Annotated in this window: 17 protein-coding genes and 1 tRNA gene; 16 read left to right on the top strand and 2 right to left on the bottom strand. The window is 64.1% G+C overall.

Annotated elements, in window-relative coordinates; translation table 11 throughout:
* Window positions 1–28 precede the first annotated feature (28 nt).
* The 10 genes from ACQY68_RS16915 to ACQY68_RS16870 all read left to right on the top strand — a co-directional run bounded on the left by ACQY68_RS16915 (window position 29) and on the right by ACQY68_RS16870 (window position 8,019).
* Window positions 29–1,858 (top strand): DNA polymerase III subunit gamma/tau, encoded by a 1,830-nt coding sequence (locus ACQY68_RS16915; protein WP_428150943.1) that lies wholly within the window; start codon window positions 29–31, stop codon window positions 1,856–1,858.
* 31 nt (window positions 1,859–1,889) lie between these two features.
* The gene (locus ACQY68_RS16910) at window positions 1,890–2,219 is read left to right on the top strand and encodes a YbaB/EbfC family nucleoid-associated protein (protein ID WP_428150942.1); all 330 of its coding nucleotides are present in this window, start codon (window positions 1,890–1,892) and stop codon (window positions 2,217–2,219) included.
* A 1-nt stretch (window position 2,220) separates the two neighbouring features.
* Window positions 2,221–2,823, top strand: coding sequence for a recombination mediator RecR (recR, locus tag ACQY68_RS16905; protein WP_428150941.1), 603 nt, complete (start codon window positions 2,221–2,223; stop codon window positions 2,821–2,823).
* A gap of 13 nt (window positions 2,824–2,836) precedes the next feature.
* Entirely contained in the window at window positions 2,837–3,124 is a 288-nt protein-coding gene (locus tag ACQY68_RS16900) for a hypothetical protein (protein ID WP_428150940.1), read from the top strand.
* A complete protein-coding gene (locus tag ACQY68_RS16895) occupies window positions 3,121–4,167 on the top strand; it encodes an SPFH domain-containing protein (protein ID WP_428150939.1) in 1,047 nt (348 codons plus the stop codon). The genes ACQY68_RS16900 and ACQY68_RS16895 overlap by 4 nt, the downstream gene beginning before the upstream one ends.
* Before the next feature lie 289 nt (window positions 4,168–4,456).
* Window positions 4,457–5,680 (top strand): DNA recombination protein RmuC, encoded by a 1,224-nt coding sequence (locus ACQY68_RS16890; protein WP_428150938.1) that lies wholly within the window; start codon window positions 4,457–4,459, stop codon window positions 5,678–5,680.
* Between the two features lie 108 nt (window positions 5,681–5,788).
* Complete coding sequence (locus ACQY68_RS16885) at window positions 5,789–6,211, top strand: hypothetical protein (protein ID WP_428150937.1); 423 nt, start codon at window positions 5,789–5,791, stop codon at window positions 6,209–6,211.
* 4 nt (window positions 6,212–6,215) lie between these two features.
* On the top strand, window positions 6,216–6,410 hold the full coding sequence (locus ACQY68_RS16880; protein WP_428150936.1) for a helix-turn-helix transcriptional regulator: 195 nt from the start codon (window positions 6,216–6,218) through the stop codon (window positions 6,408–6,410).
* Entirely contained in the window at window positions 6,407–7,006 is a 600-nt protein-coding gene (locus ACQY68_RS16875; RefSeq protein WP_428150935.1) for a hypothetical protein, read from the top strand. The genes ACQY68_RS16880 and ACQY68_RS16875 overlap by 4 nt, the downstream gene beginning before the upstream one ends.
* 41 nt (window positions 7,007–7,047) lie before the next feature.
* Window positions 7,048–8,019, top strand: a complete 972-nt coding sequence (locus ACQY68_RS16870) for a TraB/GumN family protein (RefSeq protein ID WP_428150934.1) — start codon at window positions 7,048–7,050, stop codon at window positions 8,017–8,019.
* Between the two features lie 33 nt (window positions 8,020–8,052).
* Here ACQY68_RS16870 and ACQY68_RS16865 read toward each other — a convergent pair.
* Window positions 8,053–8,168, bottom strand: a tRNA-OTHER gene (locus ACQY68_RS16865).
* 71 nt (window positions 8,169–8,239) lie between these two features.
* On the opposite strand from ACQY68_RS16865, the gene ACQY68_RS16860 reads away from it, so the two are divergent.
* The 6 genes from ACQY68_RS16860 to ACQY68_RS16835 all read left to right on the top strand — a co-directional run bounded on the left by ACQY68_RS16860 (window position 8,240) and on the right by ACQY68_RS16835 (window position 13,674).
* A complete protein-coding gene (locus ACQY68_RS16860; RefSeq protein WP_428150933.1) occupies window positions 8,240–9,346 on the top strand; it encodes a tyrosine-type recombinase/integrase in 1,107 nt (368 codons plus the stop codon).
* A 32-nt stretch (window positions 9,347–9,378) separates the two neighbouring features.
* The gene (locus ACQY68_RS16855) at window positions 9,379–9,573 is read left to right on the top strand and encodes a helix-turn-helix transcriptional regulator (protein WP_428150932.1); all 195 of its coding nucleotides are present in this window, start codon (window positions 9,379–9,381) and stop codon (window positions 9,571–9,573) included.
* A gap of 260 nt (window positions 9,574–9,833) precedes the next feature.
* Window positions 9,834–10,610, top strand: a complete 777-nt coding sequence (locus ACQY68_RS16850) for a hypothetical protein (protein WP_428150931.1) — start codon at window positions 9,834–9,836, stop codon at window positions 10,608–10,610.
* A 3-nt stretch (window positions 10,611–10,613) separates the two neighbouring features.
* On the top strand, window positions 10,614–11,489 hold the full coding sequence (locus ACQY68_RS16845; RefSeq protein WP_428150930.1) for a hypothetical protein: 876 nt from the start codon (window positions 10,614–10,616) through the stop codon (window positions 11,487–11,489).
* Window positions 11,434–12,588 carry a hypothetical protein gene (locus tag ACQY68_RS16840; RefSeq protein ID WP_428150929.1) on the top strand — a complete coding sequence of 385 codons (1,155 nt, stop codon included), beginning with the start codon at window positions 11,434–11,436 and terminating at the stop codon, window positions 12,586–12,588. The genes ACQY68_RS16845 and ACQY68_RS16840 overlap by 56 nt, the downstream gene beginning before the upstream one ends.
* A 102-nt stretch (window positions 12,589–12,690) precedes the next feature.
* Window positions 12,691–13,674: a replication-relaxation family protein gene (locus tag ACQY68_RS16835; RefSeq protein WP_428150928.1), complete on the top strand. Its 984-nt coding sequence runs from the start codon at window positions 12,691–12,693 to the stop codon at window positions 13,672–13,674.
* Between the two features lie 152 nt (window positions 13,675–13,826).
* Here ACQY68_RS16835 and ACQY68_RS16830 read toward each other — a convergent pair whose 3' ends face one another.
* Complete coding sequence (locus ACQY68_RS16830) at window positions 13,827–15,932, bottom strand: peptidase domain-containing ABC transporter (protein WP_428150927.1); 2,106 nt, start codon at window positions 15,930–15,932, stop codon at window positions 13,827–13,829.
* Window positions 15,933–15,934 lie beyond the last annotated feature (2 nt).

Here is a 15,934-nt window from a genome sequence, read left to right as displayed (position 1 = left end):
ACGGGCGTGAGCGCGCTATGTGTCGGGCATGACCGACGTCGACCTTGATTCCGGCGATCCGCCCTGGGCGGAAGACGACGCGCCCGAGCGCGACGAGAACACCGACGACATGTTCGGTGCGCCCGCCCCTGCGCCCGCGGCCGAGGCGAAATCGGTCGAACCCATCCCCGTCTCTACCCCCGCCCCGGTCGAGGGAGACGGCGAAGCCTATACCGTCCTCGCCCGCAAATACCGGCCGAAGACCTTCGAGGACCTGATCGGTCAGGAAGCGATGGTCCGCACCCTGACCAACGCCTTCGCCACAGGCCGCATCGCCCACGCCTTCATGCTCACGGGCGTGCGGGGCGTCGGCAAGACGACCACGGCCCGGCTTCTGGCCCGCGCCCTGAACAACGAGACCGACGTCATCGACCGGCCCTCGCTGGAGCTGACCGCCTTCGGCCGCCACGACGCGGCGATCATGGCCGGCCAGCACATGGACGTCATGGAGATGGACGCCGCCTCCCACACCGGCGTCAACGACATCCGCGACATCCTGGAAAGCGTCCGCTACGCGCCGGTCGAGGCCCGGTACAAGGTCTATGTCCTCGACGAAGTCCACATGCTGTCGAACCAGGCCTTCAACGCGCTTCTGAAGACGCTGGAGGAACCCCCGCCCCACGCCAAATTCATCTTCGCCACCACCGAGATCCGCAAGGTCCCGGTGACGATCCTGTCGCGCTGCCAGCGTTTCGATCTGCGCCGCGTCGAGCCGGAGATTCTGGTCGAACACCTCGGCCGGATCGCGACCAAGGAAGGCATGAAGGTCGAGGACGACGCCCTCGCCCTCATCGCCCGCGCCGCCGAGGGCTCCGTCCGCGACGGCCTGTCCCTGCTCGATCAGGCCCTGGTCCAGGGCGAGCGCGGCGAACCGGTCGCCACCGACACGGTCCGCGACATGCTGGGGCTGGCCGACCGCAGCCAGACCATAGCCCTGTTCGAACAGATCATGGCCGGGCGCACGCCCGAGGCCATCGAGACCTTCCGCACCCTCTACGGCTACGGCGCCGATCCGGTTCAGGTGACCAACGACCTGCTGGAACACTGCCACGCCGCCTCGGTCGCCAAGATGCTGGGCCCGAACGCGACCCGCCTTCCGAACGATCAGGCCCAGCGTCTGGCCGCCATGGGCGCCGCAGTCTCGGCCGGTACCCTGTCGCGGACCTGGTCGATGCTGCTGAAGGCGCTTGACGAAGTGCGGCGCGCCCCGTCCCCCGCCGACGCGGTCGAGATGGCCATCGTCCGCCTAGCCTACGCCGCCGACCTGCCCGGTCCGGAAGAGGCGCTCAAGAAGCTTCAGAACGGCGAGGTCCCGGGCGGCTCGGGCGCGCCCCGGGGCGGCGGCGGGGGAGGGGGCGGCGCCTCGGCCCAGCTCGCCATGCGTCCGGCCGCCCAGCCCAGCCTGCCCGACCCCCAGACCTTCGAGGCCGTCGTCGCCCTGATCGGCGAGAAGCGCGAAATCGCCCTGCAGATGGACGTGCAGCGTTACGTCCGTCCCGTCTCGTTCAAGCCGGGCGCCCTGACCTACGAACCCGTCGACGGCGCCCCGGCCAACCTCGCCACCCGCCTGTCGTCGCGGCTCAAGGAGTGGACAGGTCGCCAGTGGTTCGTGGTCGCCAACGGCCAGGGCGGCGGCGAGACCCTGATCGAGGTCGAGAAACGCGGTCGCGCCCGGGAACGCGCCGAGGTCGAGGCCGACCCCTTCGTCGTGGCGGTGCTCGCGGCCTTCCCCGGCGCCGTGGTCGGCGAAATCAAGACCCTCGCCCCCTCCGTCGAGATGCCGGCCATCCCGGATGAGCCGGACGAGGATCAGGACTAAAAACCCCAACGAAAGTCCCTATCTAGAGCCCATGAAAGACCTCAACGCCCTGATGCAACAGGCCCAGGCGATGCAGCAAAAGCTGCAGGACGCCCAGGCGAAAATGGCCGAAACCACCGCCGAGGGCTCCTCCGGCGGCGGCCTCGTCGTGATCGGCCTCAAGGGCCCTGGCGAAGTCACTTCGGTGAAGATCGACGACAGCCTGATGGTCCCCGGCGACACCGAAATCCTGTCGGACCTGATCGTCGCCGCCCATGCCGACGCCAAGCGCAAGCTGGACGCCGTCAACGCCGAGCTGATGCGCGAGGCCGCCGGCCCCATGGCGGGGATGAACATCCCGGGCATGCCGAAACTCTTCTAGATTGGCCGCCTCCGCCGGACCCGAGATCGAGCGCCTGATTTCGCTCCTGGCCAAATTGCCGGGGCTGGGGCCCCGCTCGGCCCGGCGTGCGGCCCTCGCCCTGCTGAAAAAGCGCGAACAGCTTCTCGAACCCTTGGCCGCATCGCTGGCCGAGACCGCCGCCAAGGTCGTGTCCTGCTCGGTCTGCGGCGCCCCCGACACCCGCGACCCTTGCTCGATCTGCTCCGACCCGGCGCGCGACAACGCCCTGATCTGCGTCGTCGAGGAGGCCGGCTCCCTCTGGGCCATGGAGCGGTCCGGCGCCTTCCGCGGCAAATATCACGTGCTGGGCGGGCTTCTGTCCGCGCTCGACGGCGTCGGCCCTGACGCGTTGCGCGTGTCCGAACTCGTCGGCCGGGTGAAGGGCGGAGAGGTGCGCGAGGTCGTCCTCGCCTTGCCCGCCACCGTCGACGGCCAGACCACGGCCCACTACCTGGCCGACCGGATCGCGGGGAACGATGTGGAGATCACCTCCCTGGCCCGAGGCGTCCCTGTCGGCGGCGACCTCGACTGGCTCGACGACGGCACTATCGTCCAGGCGTTGCGGGCCAGACGACCGGCGTGACCAAACGCCGGGGTTGAACGGTCCCGTCAAACACGCTCTGATCCTGTCGATGGAGGGCCAGGCGATGGGACGTGAGATCAGGGTGGCGCTCGGCGCCTCCGCCGGCATCGCCGCCCTCGTGATCGGCTTCATATTTCTGATCCGCTACGCCGTGCCCGCGATTCTGGAAGCGCATTTCGCTGGCAGCCTGATCACCGCCTCGGTCGTCGGCATCGCCGGTGTTCTGGCCCTCGTCTGGGCCGCATGGAAATTGTTCGCCTGGGCGTCGCGCGCCCTGGGCGCCGGGGGAAGCGACCAATGACGATGGGTTCAGGTATTCCGCGGTTGAGGCCGTCCTTCTCCGGCGGCTCGGCAGGGCGAACCATTGGCCTGATCGTCCTGATCCTGGGCCTGATCCTCATCGGCGGCATCAGCGTTTCGTCGTGCAGCGTTACCGTCGAAAGCGGCTACATGGGCATCAAGACCACCAAGTTCGGTCCCAACCCGGGCGTCCAGCGCGACGAACTCGGCCCGGGCTTCCACTGGGAGGGCATCGGCGAAAAGATCCGCACCTACCAGACGCTGCAGCGCACCTACTCCTATACGCGCGAGGCCAATGCCGACGGCCGCGAGAACGAGGAGATCATGTTCTCCGACGTGCTCGGCCTGCCCATGACCGCCGACGTCGCCCTGACCTTCAAGGTGCGCGAGGACAAGGCGGCCGATCTCTATGCGACCTGGCGCCAGGAGTTCGACGCCTTCATCGACGGCCCGCTGCGGACCTCGGTCCGCGCCGCCATCGCCCGCGAGACCGAAAAATTGCCCGTCGCCTGCAACGCCGAGATGGGGGCTCCGGGTCGCGCGCCGATCGTCGCCGTCGCCCCGGTTGAGGGCGCTCCTCTTCCCGTCGGCACCCAGGACGCCGAGGACTGCCCCGGCCAGCTCATCGGCCCCGGCCGCCAGATCGTCCTTCAGCGCGCCATGGAGGCCCTTCAGCGCGAGTGGACGCCGCAAGGCCTCGACATCATCCGCATGGAATGGGTCGGTTCGATCCGTTACCCGGAGAGCGTCGTCGCCGCGATCCAGTCCCGCACTACGGCTGAACAGAACACCCGCGCCGCCCTCGAGCGCGTGAACCTCGAACGCGCCAACGCCGAGGCCCGCATCGCCCAGGCGCGCGGTCAGGCCGAGGCCAACCGCCTGCTCGCCGAATCCATCCGTTCCAATCCGGAGGTCGTTCGCCTGCGCGAGGTCGAGCGGACGCTCGGCATCTGCCCGCTCAGCGCCGACACCTGCGTGGTCGGTTCAGACGTCAACATCTCGGCTCTGATCGCCTCGCGCGACGGAGCGGCGGCGGCGCAATAGGAAATATTGTTCCGGAGAAAACCTACGTCCGATTTTGACGTAAGCGCGTGTCAGGATCGGGCCTGATGCTCAACGCTCTCCTGATACCAAACCCGACTCAACGGACTATCCCGACTCCTGTTTTCCGGCGTCGGGTCCGGCCGATCCGGACTCGGCGGACTATCCGGACTCTGTTTTTCGGGGTCGCTTGGCGCTCGGTCCGGCGCGACTCTGTCGACTCTGTCGAGTCTATTTCTGGAGTCGCTTCAGTCGGTGGTCTGCCCTCGCGACTCCCGCTAAGGAACGGAGCATGAACACGCTTTCGATCGTCCTCGCCGTCCTTTCGCTGCTCCTCGCAGCCGGCTTCCTGTGGGCCTTCCTCGGCTGGCAGAAGGCGATGAACGCCCTGACCTCGGCCCAGGAAAAGGTCGCCCTGGTCGAGGAAAGTCGCACCACGATGGGCGATCTCTTGCGCGCCCAGGCCGCCCAGTCGGCCCAGGTCATCGCCGACCAGATGGTGACCCGCGCCACCGAGACCTTCCAGGCCCAGGACCGCGTCGCCCGCGAGCGGATGGAGGCCCAGCTGAAGCCCGTCGCCGAGACCCTGGCCAAGTTCGAGACCCAGGTCGCCGCCTTGGAGAAGGCCCGGGCCGAAGAGACCGGCACGCTCAAGGAACAGCTCTCGGCCCTGATGATCGCCTCGACCGCCACCCGCGACGAGGCCAAGCGCCTGACCGAGGTCCTGCGCGGCAACACCGGCCGTCGCGGGCGCTGGGGCGAACAGACCTGTCGCAATGTGCTGGAGGCCGCCGGCATGGCCGGTCGGTTCGACTTCACCGAACAGTCGTCCAGCGCCAATGACGAGGGTCGCCAGATGCGCCCGGACTTCCTGGTCAAACTGCCCGGCGGCGGCCTGTTCGTCATCGACGCCAAGGTCCCCCTGGCCTTCCCCGACGCCGCCGAGCCCGATGACGAGGCGCGCGACGCCGCCATGGCCGCCCGCAACGCCGCCAGCATCAAGAATCACGTCCGCGACCTGTCGGCGAAAGCCTATCAGGACCAGTTCAAGCCCAGCCCCGACTTCGTCGCCCTGTTCGTGCCGTCCGACGCCTTCCTGTCCGCGGCCCTCGACCGCGAGCCCGAGTTGATGACCGACGCGATGGCCCGGCGCGTCATCATCGTCACCCCGTCCACCCTGTTCGCCCTGTGCAAGGCCGTCGCCTACGGCTGGCGGGCCGAGGAACAGTCCCGCAACGCCGACGAGGTCGCGAAGCTGGGCAAGGAACTCTACAAGCGGCTCTCGGTCATGGGCGGCCACGTGTTCGGCGTCGGGCGGGCGCTGGAACAGGCCGTCGGCAAGTACAACCAGTTCGTCGGCTCGCTGGAGAGCCAGGTCATGGTCTCGGCCAAACGGTTCGAGGACCTGCAGGTCGACCACGAGGGCAAAGACCTGCCCCAGCTGACCGCCGTGGATCAGTCGCCGCGCCCCGTGACCCGCCCTGAACTGGTGCACGACAGGAGCGCCGAAGCCTGACCGGCGCGTGATTTCCGGCTCTGACAAGGCTGCTTGACACCCGCCCGGAGTGATGTAAAACAGCCTTGTCACGCTGGCGAGGTCGCGGGTCATGGTCTGGAGGCTCGAGTGTCGGAACATCCCCTGAGGCGCTATGGCGCGGTTCTCAGTGTCTGCGGGATAGCCGGCATGATCGCCGGCGGTGTGGCCGGCTTCGTCACGGCCATGTCCGAAGAAGCCAGTGTCGGCAGCGCGGCCCTGATCGCCACTGCCGTCGCCCTGGCCATGGCGGCCGGTCTCTGGGCCAGCCTGAAATGGTGGAAGGGTCTCGATGAGGCCGCGCAGGAGGCTCACAAATGGGCCTGGTGGTGGGGCGCCACGGTGGGCCTTTGCTTCGCCGGCGTGATCCTTCTGACCCTGCTCTACGGCGCGGGCGATCTGGGCGAGGCGCCGGCCAAGGACGCCGTCATGATCGGCGCGGCCATCGTCACGGGCTGCCAGATGGTCGGCTACGGCGTCGCCTGGGCCGTCTGGTGGCTGAAGCGGCGGTGATCCGATGAACAACCACCTCAGAACCCTCCGCGCCGACCGGGGATGGAGCCAGGCCGACCTGGCCGCCGCCCTCGGCGTCTCTCGCCAGACCGTCAACGCGCTGGAGACGGGTCGCTACGATCCCTCCCTTCCGCTCGCTTTCAAGATCGCGCGGGTCTTCTCCCAGCCGATCGAATCCATCTTCTCCGACGAGGCTTGATCATGGCCATCCAGTACGAAACCCGCCCGACCACCCTGCTCGTCAAGGCCGCCATGTTCGCGGGCCTCGCGATCCTCGGCGGCGCCTTCGGCTACGTCGCCGCCCATTTCGCCGATCTCGAAGCCCAGGCCGTCACCTGGGACGACAGTCTCGCCTTCGCCGTCTCCTTCGGCCTTCTGATGATCGGCGTGCTCAGCGGCGTCACCATGATCGTCCGGCCCTCCGCCATTCCGCCCGGATGCGGCCTGCTCCAGATCGTGGTCTTCGTCCTGGCCGGCCTGATGTTCCTCGCCCCGATGGTGGCTCCTGCCGCGATCCCGCCCGTGTGGGTGTTCGCCGGCATCGTGGCCGCCTTCGCCCTTCAGACCGTCGCCAACGTGGTCGTCTGGCGCCGCGCCGACGAGATGATGCGGCGGCTCATGACGGACACATCGACCATCGCCTTCTGGGGCCTGCAGAGCGCCTTCTTCCTTTACGCCTGCGCCGAACGGCTGGCCCTGATCGCGCCGGTCAGCGCCTGGGGCATGGCGAGCATTCTGATGGTCGTCTATCTGATCTCTTCCATCGTCCCTTCCGTGCGCCGGGGCCTCACATGAGCATGGATCGCGCCTTTTCCCGGACCCGGAGATTCGACATCATGACGCTCGTCGGCCGCCTCAAGACCTCCACCGCCTCGATGGGACGGGTCGCCGTCGGCGTCGCTCTCGGAGTCAGCCTCGCCGCCGCCCTGCTGGCCGGAGCGCCAAAAGCGTTCGCCCAGGAGGCCGCCCACGCGCATGAACACGCCGCGATCGTTCAGGCCACCGGCGAGGGTCCGGCCCTGTGGTCCGTCTCGGACGCCGACTCGACCATCTATCTGTTCGGTACGGTTCACGTGCTGAGGCCCGACACCCCTTGGGGTTCGGCCAAGGTCGATGCCGCCTTCGACGCCAGCCAGAATGTCGTCTTCGAGATTTCCAACCCCGACGATCAGTCCGCCCTGATGCCGCTGATCCAGCAGCACGGTCTGTCACCGCAGACGCCACTATCCAGCCTGCTGACTCCGGCGGAGCTGGCCGATCTCGATGCGGCGGCTCGCTCGATCGGCGGCAGCGCCGCCCAGTTCGACCCCCTCCGTCCCTGGCTGGTCGCCCTGTCCCTGTCCGTCGCTCCTCTGGTGAAGGCCGGTTACGATCCGAAGTCGGGGGTCGAACTGATCCTCAAGCATCGCGCCGAGGAGGCCGGCAAGCCGGTCACGGGACTGGAAACTATCGACCGGCAGGTCGAGATTCTGGCCGGCCTGTCCCAGGAGACCCAGCTCGCCTTCCTGCGGTCGACGCTGGAGGATTTCGACGAGGCCACGACCGAACTCGACACCCTCGTCGATGCCTGGGCCGTCGGCGACGTCGAGACGATCAACCGCGTCGGCGTCATCGACATGCGCACCGCCTCGCAGGAGGTCTATGACGCACTGCTCACCCGCCGCAACACGGTCTGGGCCGATCAGATCCAGACCATGCTCGCAGGTTCGGGCGTGACCTTTATCGCCGTCGGCAGCGCCCACCTCGCCGGCGACGACAGCGTACAGGAAATCCTGGAAGCACGCGGCGTCGAGGTCACGCGCCGGTAGCCGCATCGGCCTGTCGCACTGTCGGGAAACGGCTGGAGCGGGCGGCGGGAATCGAACCCGCACGAAAAGCTTGGGAAGCTACTTTTAGAGCTCCACATGCCATCTCATACGAGCTCATCGTTCCCACCACCATTGACTTTGCGCCTCGCAGAGCTGCTCATGCTAGCCATAGTATTTGGCTCCTACCCATCACGTTTGGGAGCCAGATCGGAGCCAGAAAATGAGCCAGACCCTCACGGAGATTTCCGTCCGCGCCCTCAAAGGCGGAGACGCGTACAAGACCTATTGGGACAGCACGCCGGGCTTTGGCGTGCGCGTCGGAAAACGCGCAAAGACCTTCGTCGTTGTCCGAGGGAAAACCCGGGAACGCATCTCGCTCGGTCGGGTCGGAGAGATAAGCCTCGCTGACGCGCGCGCTGAGGCGAAGCGTCTGCTCGCAACGGCACCTGAGCCCAAAGTGATACGGAAAACCTTCGCGGAGGCGCGCGCACTCTTCGTCGAGGAGCACTATCGCGACAAGGGAGCGGGCACGAAGTACCAGGTCAAAATCGTACTTGAGAAGCACGCGGCATCGTTGGACGATCTCCAGCTGCCAGCCATTACGGATACGCACATCAAGAAGGCCCTTGATGCCGTTGCGGACCGCCCCAGCACGCAGCTCCACCTTTACCGATATCTCCGGGTCTTCTTCCGGTGGGTGGCACGACCGCCCCGTCGCTACATCACGCGATCGCCGATGGAAGGCTACGATCCTCCCGGCCGCGACCGTCGCGGTACGCGCATCCTTTCGGATGACGAACTGCGTGCGGTTTGGAATGCCTGCGATACGCCCCGGACGGCGATCTTCCGCATCCTGATTCTTTGGGGTTCACGCAACACCGAGACTTCCCTGCTGGGGCGCGTCTGGAAGGTGGACGACGTGCTGACCATTCCCGGCTCCGTGACCAAGAACAATCGCGACCACAGCATCCCGGTGCTCCCGCTCGCCGAAGCCACCTTGAAGACCGCGTGGGGGAGCAACGAGCACTACTTCGCCGGCCGCTTCGGTGATGGACACCTCTCGCCTACTTCGCTCGGCAAGATGCATGAGGAGGTTCTCGAGGCATCAGGCACCAAGGATTGGCAGATCCGCGACCTGCGCCGGACGTTCCGCTCCAACATGGCCCGCCTTGGGGTCTCCCGAGAGGTCTGCGAAGTCCTCATCAACCACGCGCCCCCAGTGCTCGACGATATCTACGATCGCTACGACCGGTTGCCGGAAAAAAGAACGGCGCTCGCCAAGTACGAGGAGTTCGTGCAGTCTTTGGTTGCCCAGGGCTCAACCTGAGCGTCGCGACGCTCCCTAACCGGAGTACCGCGATGAAGGTGTTATCTAAGCAGCAGGTGCGGGACAAAGTCCTCTACAGCCCCGCCCATATCGCTCGACTTGAGGCAGCCGGACAGTTCCCTAAACGGATCCGTCTGGGCACTCACCGAGTAGGGTGGATTGAAGCGGAAGTGGAGAATTGGATCCATCAACGCATCCTAGAGCGTGATAGCCACACCGGCTCCTGATGGAGCCACTTGAGGGGTCGATGGGCAACCGTCGACCCTTCTTTTATGGGCATAGGGACAGGCATAGGCACCCCTATCCTGTATGCCGTAGCAAAACTCGCCTACGCCCTTGTCACAGCAAGGGTTTCCACCTCCGCACCTGCTCCGACTTCCCACCCGCCACCCTTTCCTTATCGGGCCTTCCCGCACCATTCGCATATCGCTGGTTCTTGACTCTATTGGTTTGCCAATGCTCCTTCACATTGTGGAGAGGTGTGAAAATGCAACTCAAGATTCTTCGGTCTCAGAAGCAGGGCGGGATCGTTTCAAAGAACGTTCTGTTCTGCTTGGACGCGCGCGTTGCGTTCAGCGCTGACGAGAGCGCCAACGTCCGCCGCTACAAACTTGCCGATCAGATGATCTATTCCAGCGCCGCCGCACAGGCGGCGGCGGCGGGAAGTCTGGCTGCCGGACAGAATGCCAGAGGACGGGGCATACCCACCGACGTCGATGACCTCATGTTCTCGGCCGCGAGCATAATGGGAAACGGGCTCAAGGCAGCCGCGCTCGGCGCGCTGTCGAAGATGAAGCTTTCCATTACGATCGCGAGCCTTGAGCGGGGACACCACATTGAGTGCAAGAGCCTCGACGAGCTCCTCGGCGCGGAGGAAGCGATCATGGACGCGTGCCGAAGCCTTCGAGGCTACCTCGACACCGCCGCGACGTTCGACGGCCGAGAGGTTCTGATCGATTTCACCGCCGAGCTACCGACCGTCGTCGCGTCTTCGCCCGCGCCGCAATTGCTCGCACCCACCAGCGCAGCGCCCGCGTTGCCGCGAGCGCAGGCGGAACGAGCAGCAGCGGCTCGGTTGGTTGCGCCGGATACTTCATCCGAGGCGCTCGGCTTCCCGGCTACCGACGAACCGCCTCAGGGGCTCGACTGGGGCGACCGTTTCGACCGCGCGTTTGCTGCGGTTACGCCCGAGCAGTGGGCATCAATCGGCGTCTGTGCGATCGTGGGGCTGATCGTCCTCATCGTGCTCGTCAACCTGTTCTGAGGCGTGTCCACCTTCACGCCACTCTCGTACTGGTTCGTCGATGCGAAGCAGCGTGAGCTCGACGAGACGACAGCACGATATCACGCGGTCGTATTGGCCCAGGCCGCGTTCACCGAGACGCCCATCACGATAGGTCGGCGGATTTACGAGCTCTTCGATCATCTGCCGGACGCGATTGCGGACCCCTGCCTCCACGCGCTCCACGACCTCGTGGTCGCTGAACCGTTCTGGAATGTGACCGGCCCTTCGTTTGAGCGGATGAGCCTTCAGGAGTTCGTGGAGTATCGAAACCTCCTCCATCGGCAGGAGTATTTCTTCGCCAACCAAGCAGGCGTTCTGGGTCTGTTTCACGAAGGTCTGACGCGCCTAATCGTAGGCGTGGTGCGGGAGCTTCCTGATAGCGAGACACCCTCGCCGTTCACCATTCCGTTGATCTACGCGCTGCCTGATCCGCGCGGGATGGTGGAGAAGACGCTCGGCACCGTCTTCTCCGGCGACTACGCGGACGCCGGCCTGTTCAAAAAGCTTGGCGCGACCCTCGAGGCCAACCTTATGCGGGTCTCTGGGATCACTGATCCGGCTAGCGCCAAGCCTGCGAAGCTGCCCAGCCAGAGCACCATGCCGTTTGACGAGATGGTGCGCGCGTATCTCGGCGGCACACCCTTTGAAGCCCTGTTCCTTACGCCCGTGCCGCTTCGCCTGACCCAGGAAGAGCGCTTCTCTCACATGCACATCGTGGGCGGGACTCGAACGCCTCATTGTCCACGACCTCCAATCTCCCGATCCGCCGAGTTTGGTTATTGTGGACCCGCACGGCGACTTGGTGCGACGGCTCGCGCGCGCCGATCTGGGGATCGAGGATCGGCTCATCATCATTGATCCGCGCGACATCGCGCACCCGCCGGCTTTGAACATCTTCGCGCTCAATCACACGCGGCTTGGGGGTTACGACGATGCGACCCGCGAGCAGGTGACGGCAGGCGTCATCCAGACGTTCGACTACCTGTTCTCTGGCCTTCTCGGGGCCGACCTCACCGCAAAACAGGGCGTGTTCTTCCGCTACGTGGCGCGGCTCATGCTGACGCTTCCGGAGGCGCTCGGCCGCAACGCGACGATCCTGGACCTGCTGCACCTCATGTCGGACCACACCCCCTATCAAGGGGCGATCGATCTCCTTCCGGAAATCTCGCGGGAGTTCTTCGTTCGCGATTTCCCCTCGAAGACCTTCGCTCAAACGAAGGAGCAGATCCGCTATCGATTACAGGCCATCCTTGAGAACCCGACGATGGCGCGCCTGTTCACGTCGCCCTCGACGAAAATCGATCTTTTCGAGGAGATGAACCGAGGCGCGATCATCTTGGTCGACACCGCCAAAGACTACCTGAAAGGCGCATCGGCGAACTTTGGTCGGGTGATTATCAGCCTCGTCCTGCAGGCCGTTCTTGAGCGCGCGGCTCTCCCTGCGGAAAAACGCACTGCTACCTTCCTGATCGTGGACGAGGCGGCCTCCTATTTCGACAGCAACATCGACGACCTGCTGACCGAAGCCCGCAAATACCGATGCGGCCTCGTGCTCGCGCACCAATATCTGGACCAGGCGTCACACGCGTTGCGTGCCTCCTTGGCCGCAAACACGACGGCGAAATTTGCATCGAGTCTTTCTGCGAGCGATGCGCGAGCTCTCGCTCCGGAAATGCGCACGAACGCCGAGTTCATCTTGGAGCAGCCGCGTCTTCAGTTCGCGGCCCACATCCGGAATATCACTCCTCATGCGGTGTCGATCCCGGTGAAGCCTGGCGCCCTCAAGGAGATCGGCAAGATGTCCGACGAAGACTTCGAGATCCTCATCGAAGGCAATCGCCTTCGGGTCGCTCTTGCGGCTTCGGAGCGCGAAGCCCCGAGGGGAGAGCAACCACCCAGCCCTGAGCCGATCGTGATGCGCGGGGCACCGCCAGAAGATTTTTCACCCGAATGGTAGAAAAATGGCTCAACGCAGGCGGCGCCATCCTGCAACAAGCCTTCGCTTGGCTCGGCATACTGACCGGTTACGATGCCCTTTCAGGCGCGTACCGGATTTGGTATGTCGTCCGACGCCCTACATCGACGCCTTCGTACAGCCGGCCCGCAACCCCGGGTTCGCCGGCTCGTCCTAACCGACGCGGACATCGAGGTGTTCGCGGCGATTGCTCGGCACGGACCACTTCCTACGCCCTATCTCTATGCATTCACAAAGGCGCTCCGGCGGGACTATACGCACCTCCAGAACCGACTGACGGACTTCTACAACGGGGACGGGATGGGGGTGTACCTCGTGCGCCCGCCCCAGCAGTTTGCGACCTACGAGGCCCGTTATCAGCACCTGGTGTATGACCTCGCACCTCGGGCCCGAGCTGTTCTCCGAGCCCAAGGCCTCGAGAGCGCTGCGTACCCGCACAACGCCGGTCCGTTCGTCCACCGTCTCATGCAAGCGTGCGTCAGCGCTTCGCTTGAGCTGTCGGCCAGGCGCGCCGGGGTGACCTTCATCGGGCGCGACGAGATCCTCGCCCACCCGAACTGTCCGGTCGGAGTTCAGGCGTCGGCGCAGCCTCTCCGTATCGATCTGGGCCTAGATGGAGACCGCGCGCTCATTCCCGACAACCTCCTGGGTATCCGGCATCCGTCGGCGGGTTATAGATTCTTCGCCCTGGAGGCAGACAGGCACACCGAAAGCATCGAGCGACGGTCCATCGGACAAAGCGCGTTCGGGACGAAAATCCGGCAGTACGCCAAGCTCCTTGCTCAAGCGAGATATCGCGCGGTTTGGGGCATCCCCAACCTGCACGTCCTGATCGTCACGACGAACGCCGGTCACGCATCAAATCTGCAGGCCCACGTAGCCCGAGTCGTGCCGCCCGCCTCCCGTCGCGCATTTGTTTTCGGAGTGGACCCGACGTTCGGCGTGCGCTGGCGGGTCCCCTCGGAGGCACGGGATGATTTCGCGTTGATCAATTGGATGACGGGCGACGGTGAGACCCAACTCTTCGGCCCTCATGTGGTTGTTCGTCTCGAGCCGGCGATCGGATAGTTTAGCACAAGCACAATCACCAGTGGCTGCAAGGCCCGATTCTAAACCAGTGTGCTCGCCGCAAAAGGGACGCTGAAGCCTTCGATAAACAACCAAGCCGATATTGCCAAAGGCCGCACCAAGGCCTTGCGGATGTTTGCCAAGCAAGGCCGTCAAATTGCTGAGCTAGTCCGGTCCGGTCGGGGTTGGTCCGGGGCTGCAGCATGAAAGATTTTGAGGCTACCGCCTTCAAGCGCGACGATCTTGCTCGCGCGCGCAATGGTCTCGCGGCGATGGGCAACAACGAGCCGTGTCACTTTCAAGGCGTCCAGGGCGTCCGTGATAGCCTTCTCGTTTGCCGGGTCTAAGTGGCTGGTTGCCTCGTCGAGTATTAGGATGCTGGGTCTGCGGTAAAGTGCTCTCGCAAGGAGAATTCGCTGCTTCTGCCCACCGGACAGCGCCGAGCCCATATCTCCGACAAAGGTCTCGATTGACATGGGCATCTGGGCCACCTCCTTCGCTACCGCAGCGCTTTCTAGGCATGCCCAGGCCCATTTGAGATCGGGATGGTCATCGAAGAGTGTGACGTTGTCCGCGATTGTGCCGGTCAGAAGCTCGTCGTCTTGCAAAACCATCCCTATCGAACGCCGGAGGTTGTGCATGCCCCAGTATGACATTGGGCGGTCATCGAATCTGACCTCGCCGGTTGTCGCTGGGTAGAGTCCCGAGATAACTTTCATAAGCGTGGTCTTGCCCTGCCCTGACGGTCCGACAAAGGCCACAAACTCGCCAGCCTCGATCTCCAATTTAAGCGGACCGAATACCAGAGGTTCGGACTGAGAGTATCTGAACGATACATTGCGAAGCTCTATCCGACCCGTGATCTTCTCCGATGTGGTGGAGATCGCAGATTCTTCCGATTTCTCGAGAACGATGTCGGCGAGGCGATCAGTGTGTAGGTCCAACATGCGCCAGTTGATGATCATGTCGAACAGGGCTGCAGCGCGTTCGTGGAATTGCTGTCTGTAGGCGAGAAAGGCAAATACAGCGCCTATCGTTAGTTCGGCCGCCATAACATCACTGACAGCGATGTATACGAGGATAATGTAAGCCCCAATCTCGAAAAGATATTGTATACTCTCAAGAGACACCTTGAAGATGCCGTACGTCTGAGATTTAGAAATCACGCTGGAGAACTGAGCTGCCCAATCCCTTTCACGCTCAGCTTCCGATGCAGTAGCTTTAATAGTCTGGATGGCTTTGATGGTCTCGATCCGCTTGCCTTCCTCGGCGACCCGTGCGCCGAGTTCCTCAGACGCCAATCGGACGCCGAGCGGAACAGTGGCCCATTTGAGGACCACGTGAAGTACTAACGAGACTACGGCAATGGACGCCAGCTTCCACGAGAATAACATCATCAAAACGACGATCGATATAGACATGACGCCGTCGATGACGCTTGTGACTAGCCCATTCGCTACGAGCTGGCGGATCGGCTCGATAGAGTCGAACCGGATTAGAGTGTCGGCAAGTCGGCGTTTCTGGAACCAGCGCAGCGGCAAGCTCAGCAGATGACGGTAAAGGCGGACCGTCATCTCCCAACCGAGGAGTGCCACGACCCGCTGGCTGGCAATACCTCGCAACAACATTGCTACGACGTTGAAAGCCGCAAACAGGCCGAATCCAAGCGCGAGCACGTTTAGTAATGGGATGTCGCCCTTCAGTGCCGCTTCGTCGATCGCCATCTGGATATAGAACGGAGATGCCAGAACGTGGGCCTGAAGCACCAGCGATAGGAGTAGGGCCTGCAGCAGGCCTGCGACCACAGGTTTGGTCCAGGCTATAAGACTGGAGGCGCTAATCGGCGGGCGGGCTTTTCGCTTTTTGAAACGGACCGTCTCTGCAAGCTCCAAGGCTACGCCCGTAAATCCGCGCGATACTTCGTCCATGCTCAGGACGCGCCGACCGCTGGCTGGATCCTTAATCACAGCTCCGGATGAAGTGATCTTGGTAAGGACCACGAAGTGATTAAATTCCCAGTGCAAGATCACTGGCAGAGACAGCTGCGCAAAGTCCGACAGTTCGCAGCGTACAGCTCGTGGCGCGAAACCGAGCGCGACCGCAATATCCATGATTTCGGCGAGGGTCTGCCCGCGGCTTGATGGCGGGAACCGGCCACGCAGTTCGGAGAGGGAGAATTTCGCTCCCTTCTCTCGGCAGATAATTGCAACGGCCGCGAGGCCGCATTCTGTGGCCTCGGCTTGGATAATAGGCGTCAATC

It is taken from the genome of Brevundimonas sp., assembly GCF_965278935.1.
GTDB lineage: Bacteria > Pseudomonadota > Alphaproteobacteria > Caulobacterales > Caulobacteraceae > Brevundimonas.
The sequence above is the reverse complement of the archived record's forward strand: the minus strand, read 5'-3'. Positions and strand labels throughout refer to the sequence as shown.

What these genes read in the sequence shown, in the direction of transcription:
- ACQY68_RS16915 (WP_428150943.1), top strand. Translation starts at nt 29, where the DNA reads ATGACCGACGTCGACCTTGATTCCGGCGATCCGCCCTGGGCGGAAGAC.
- ACQY68_RS16910 (WP_428150942.1), top strand. Translation starts at nt 1,890, where the DNA reads ATGAAAGACCTCAACGCCCTGATGCAACAGGCCCAGGCGATGCAGCAA.
- ACQY68_RS16895 (WP_428150939.1), top strand. Translation starts at nt 3,121, where the DNA reads ATGACGATGGGTTCAGGTATTCCGCGGTTGAGGCCGTCCTTCTCCGGC.
- ACQY68_RS16890 (WP_428150938.1), top strand. Translation starts at nt 4,457, where the DNA reads ATGAACACGCTTTCGATCGTCCTCGCCGTCCTTTCGCTGCTCCTCGCA.
- ACQY68_RS16880 (WP_428150936.1), top strand. Translation starts at nt 6,216, where the DNA reads ATGAACAACCACCTCAGAACCCTCCGCGCCGACCGGGGATGGAGCCAG.
- ACQY68_RS16870 (WP_428150934.1), top strand. Translation starts at nt 7,048, where the DNA reads ATGACGCTCGTCGGCCGCCTCAAGACCTCCACCGCCTCGATGGGACGG.
- ACQY68_RS16860 (WP_428150933.1), top strand. Translation starts at nt 8,240, where the DNA reads ATGAGCCAGACCCTCACGGAGATTTCCGTCCGCGCCCTCAAAGGCGGA.
- ACQY68_RS16855 (WP_428150932.1), top strand. Translation starts at nt 9,379, where the DNA reads ATGAAGGTGTTATCTAAGCAGCAGGTGCGGGACAAAGTCCTCTACAGC.
- ACQY68_RS16850 (WP_428150931.1), top strand. Translation starts at nt 9,834, where the DNA reads ATGCAACTCAAGATTCTTCGGTCTCAGAAGCAGGGCGGGATCGTTTCA.
- ACQY68_RS16835 (WP_428150928.1), top strand. Translation starts at nt 12,691, where the DNA reads ATGTCGTCCGACGCCCTACATCGACGCCTTCGTACAGCCGGCCCGCAA.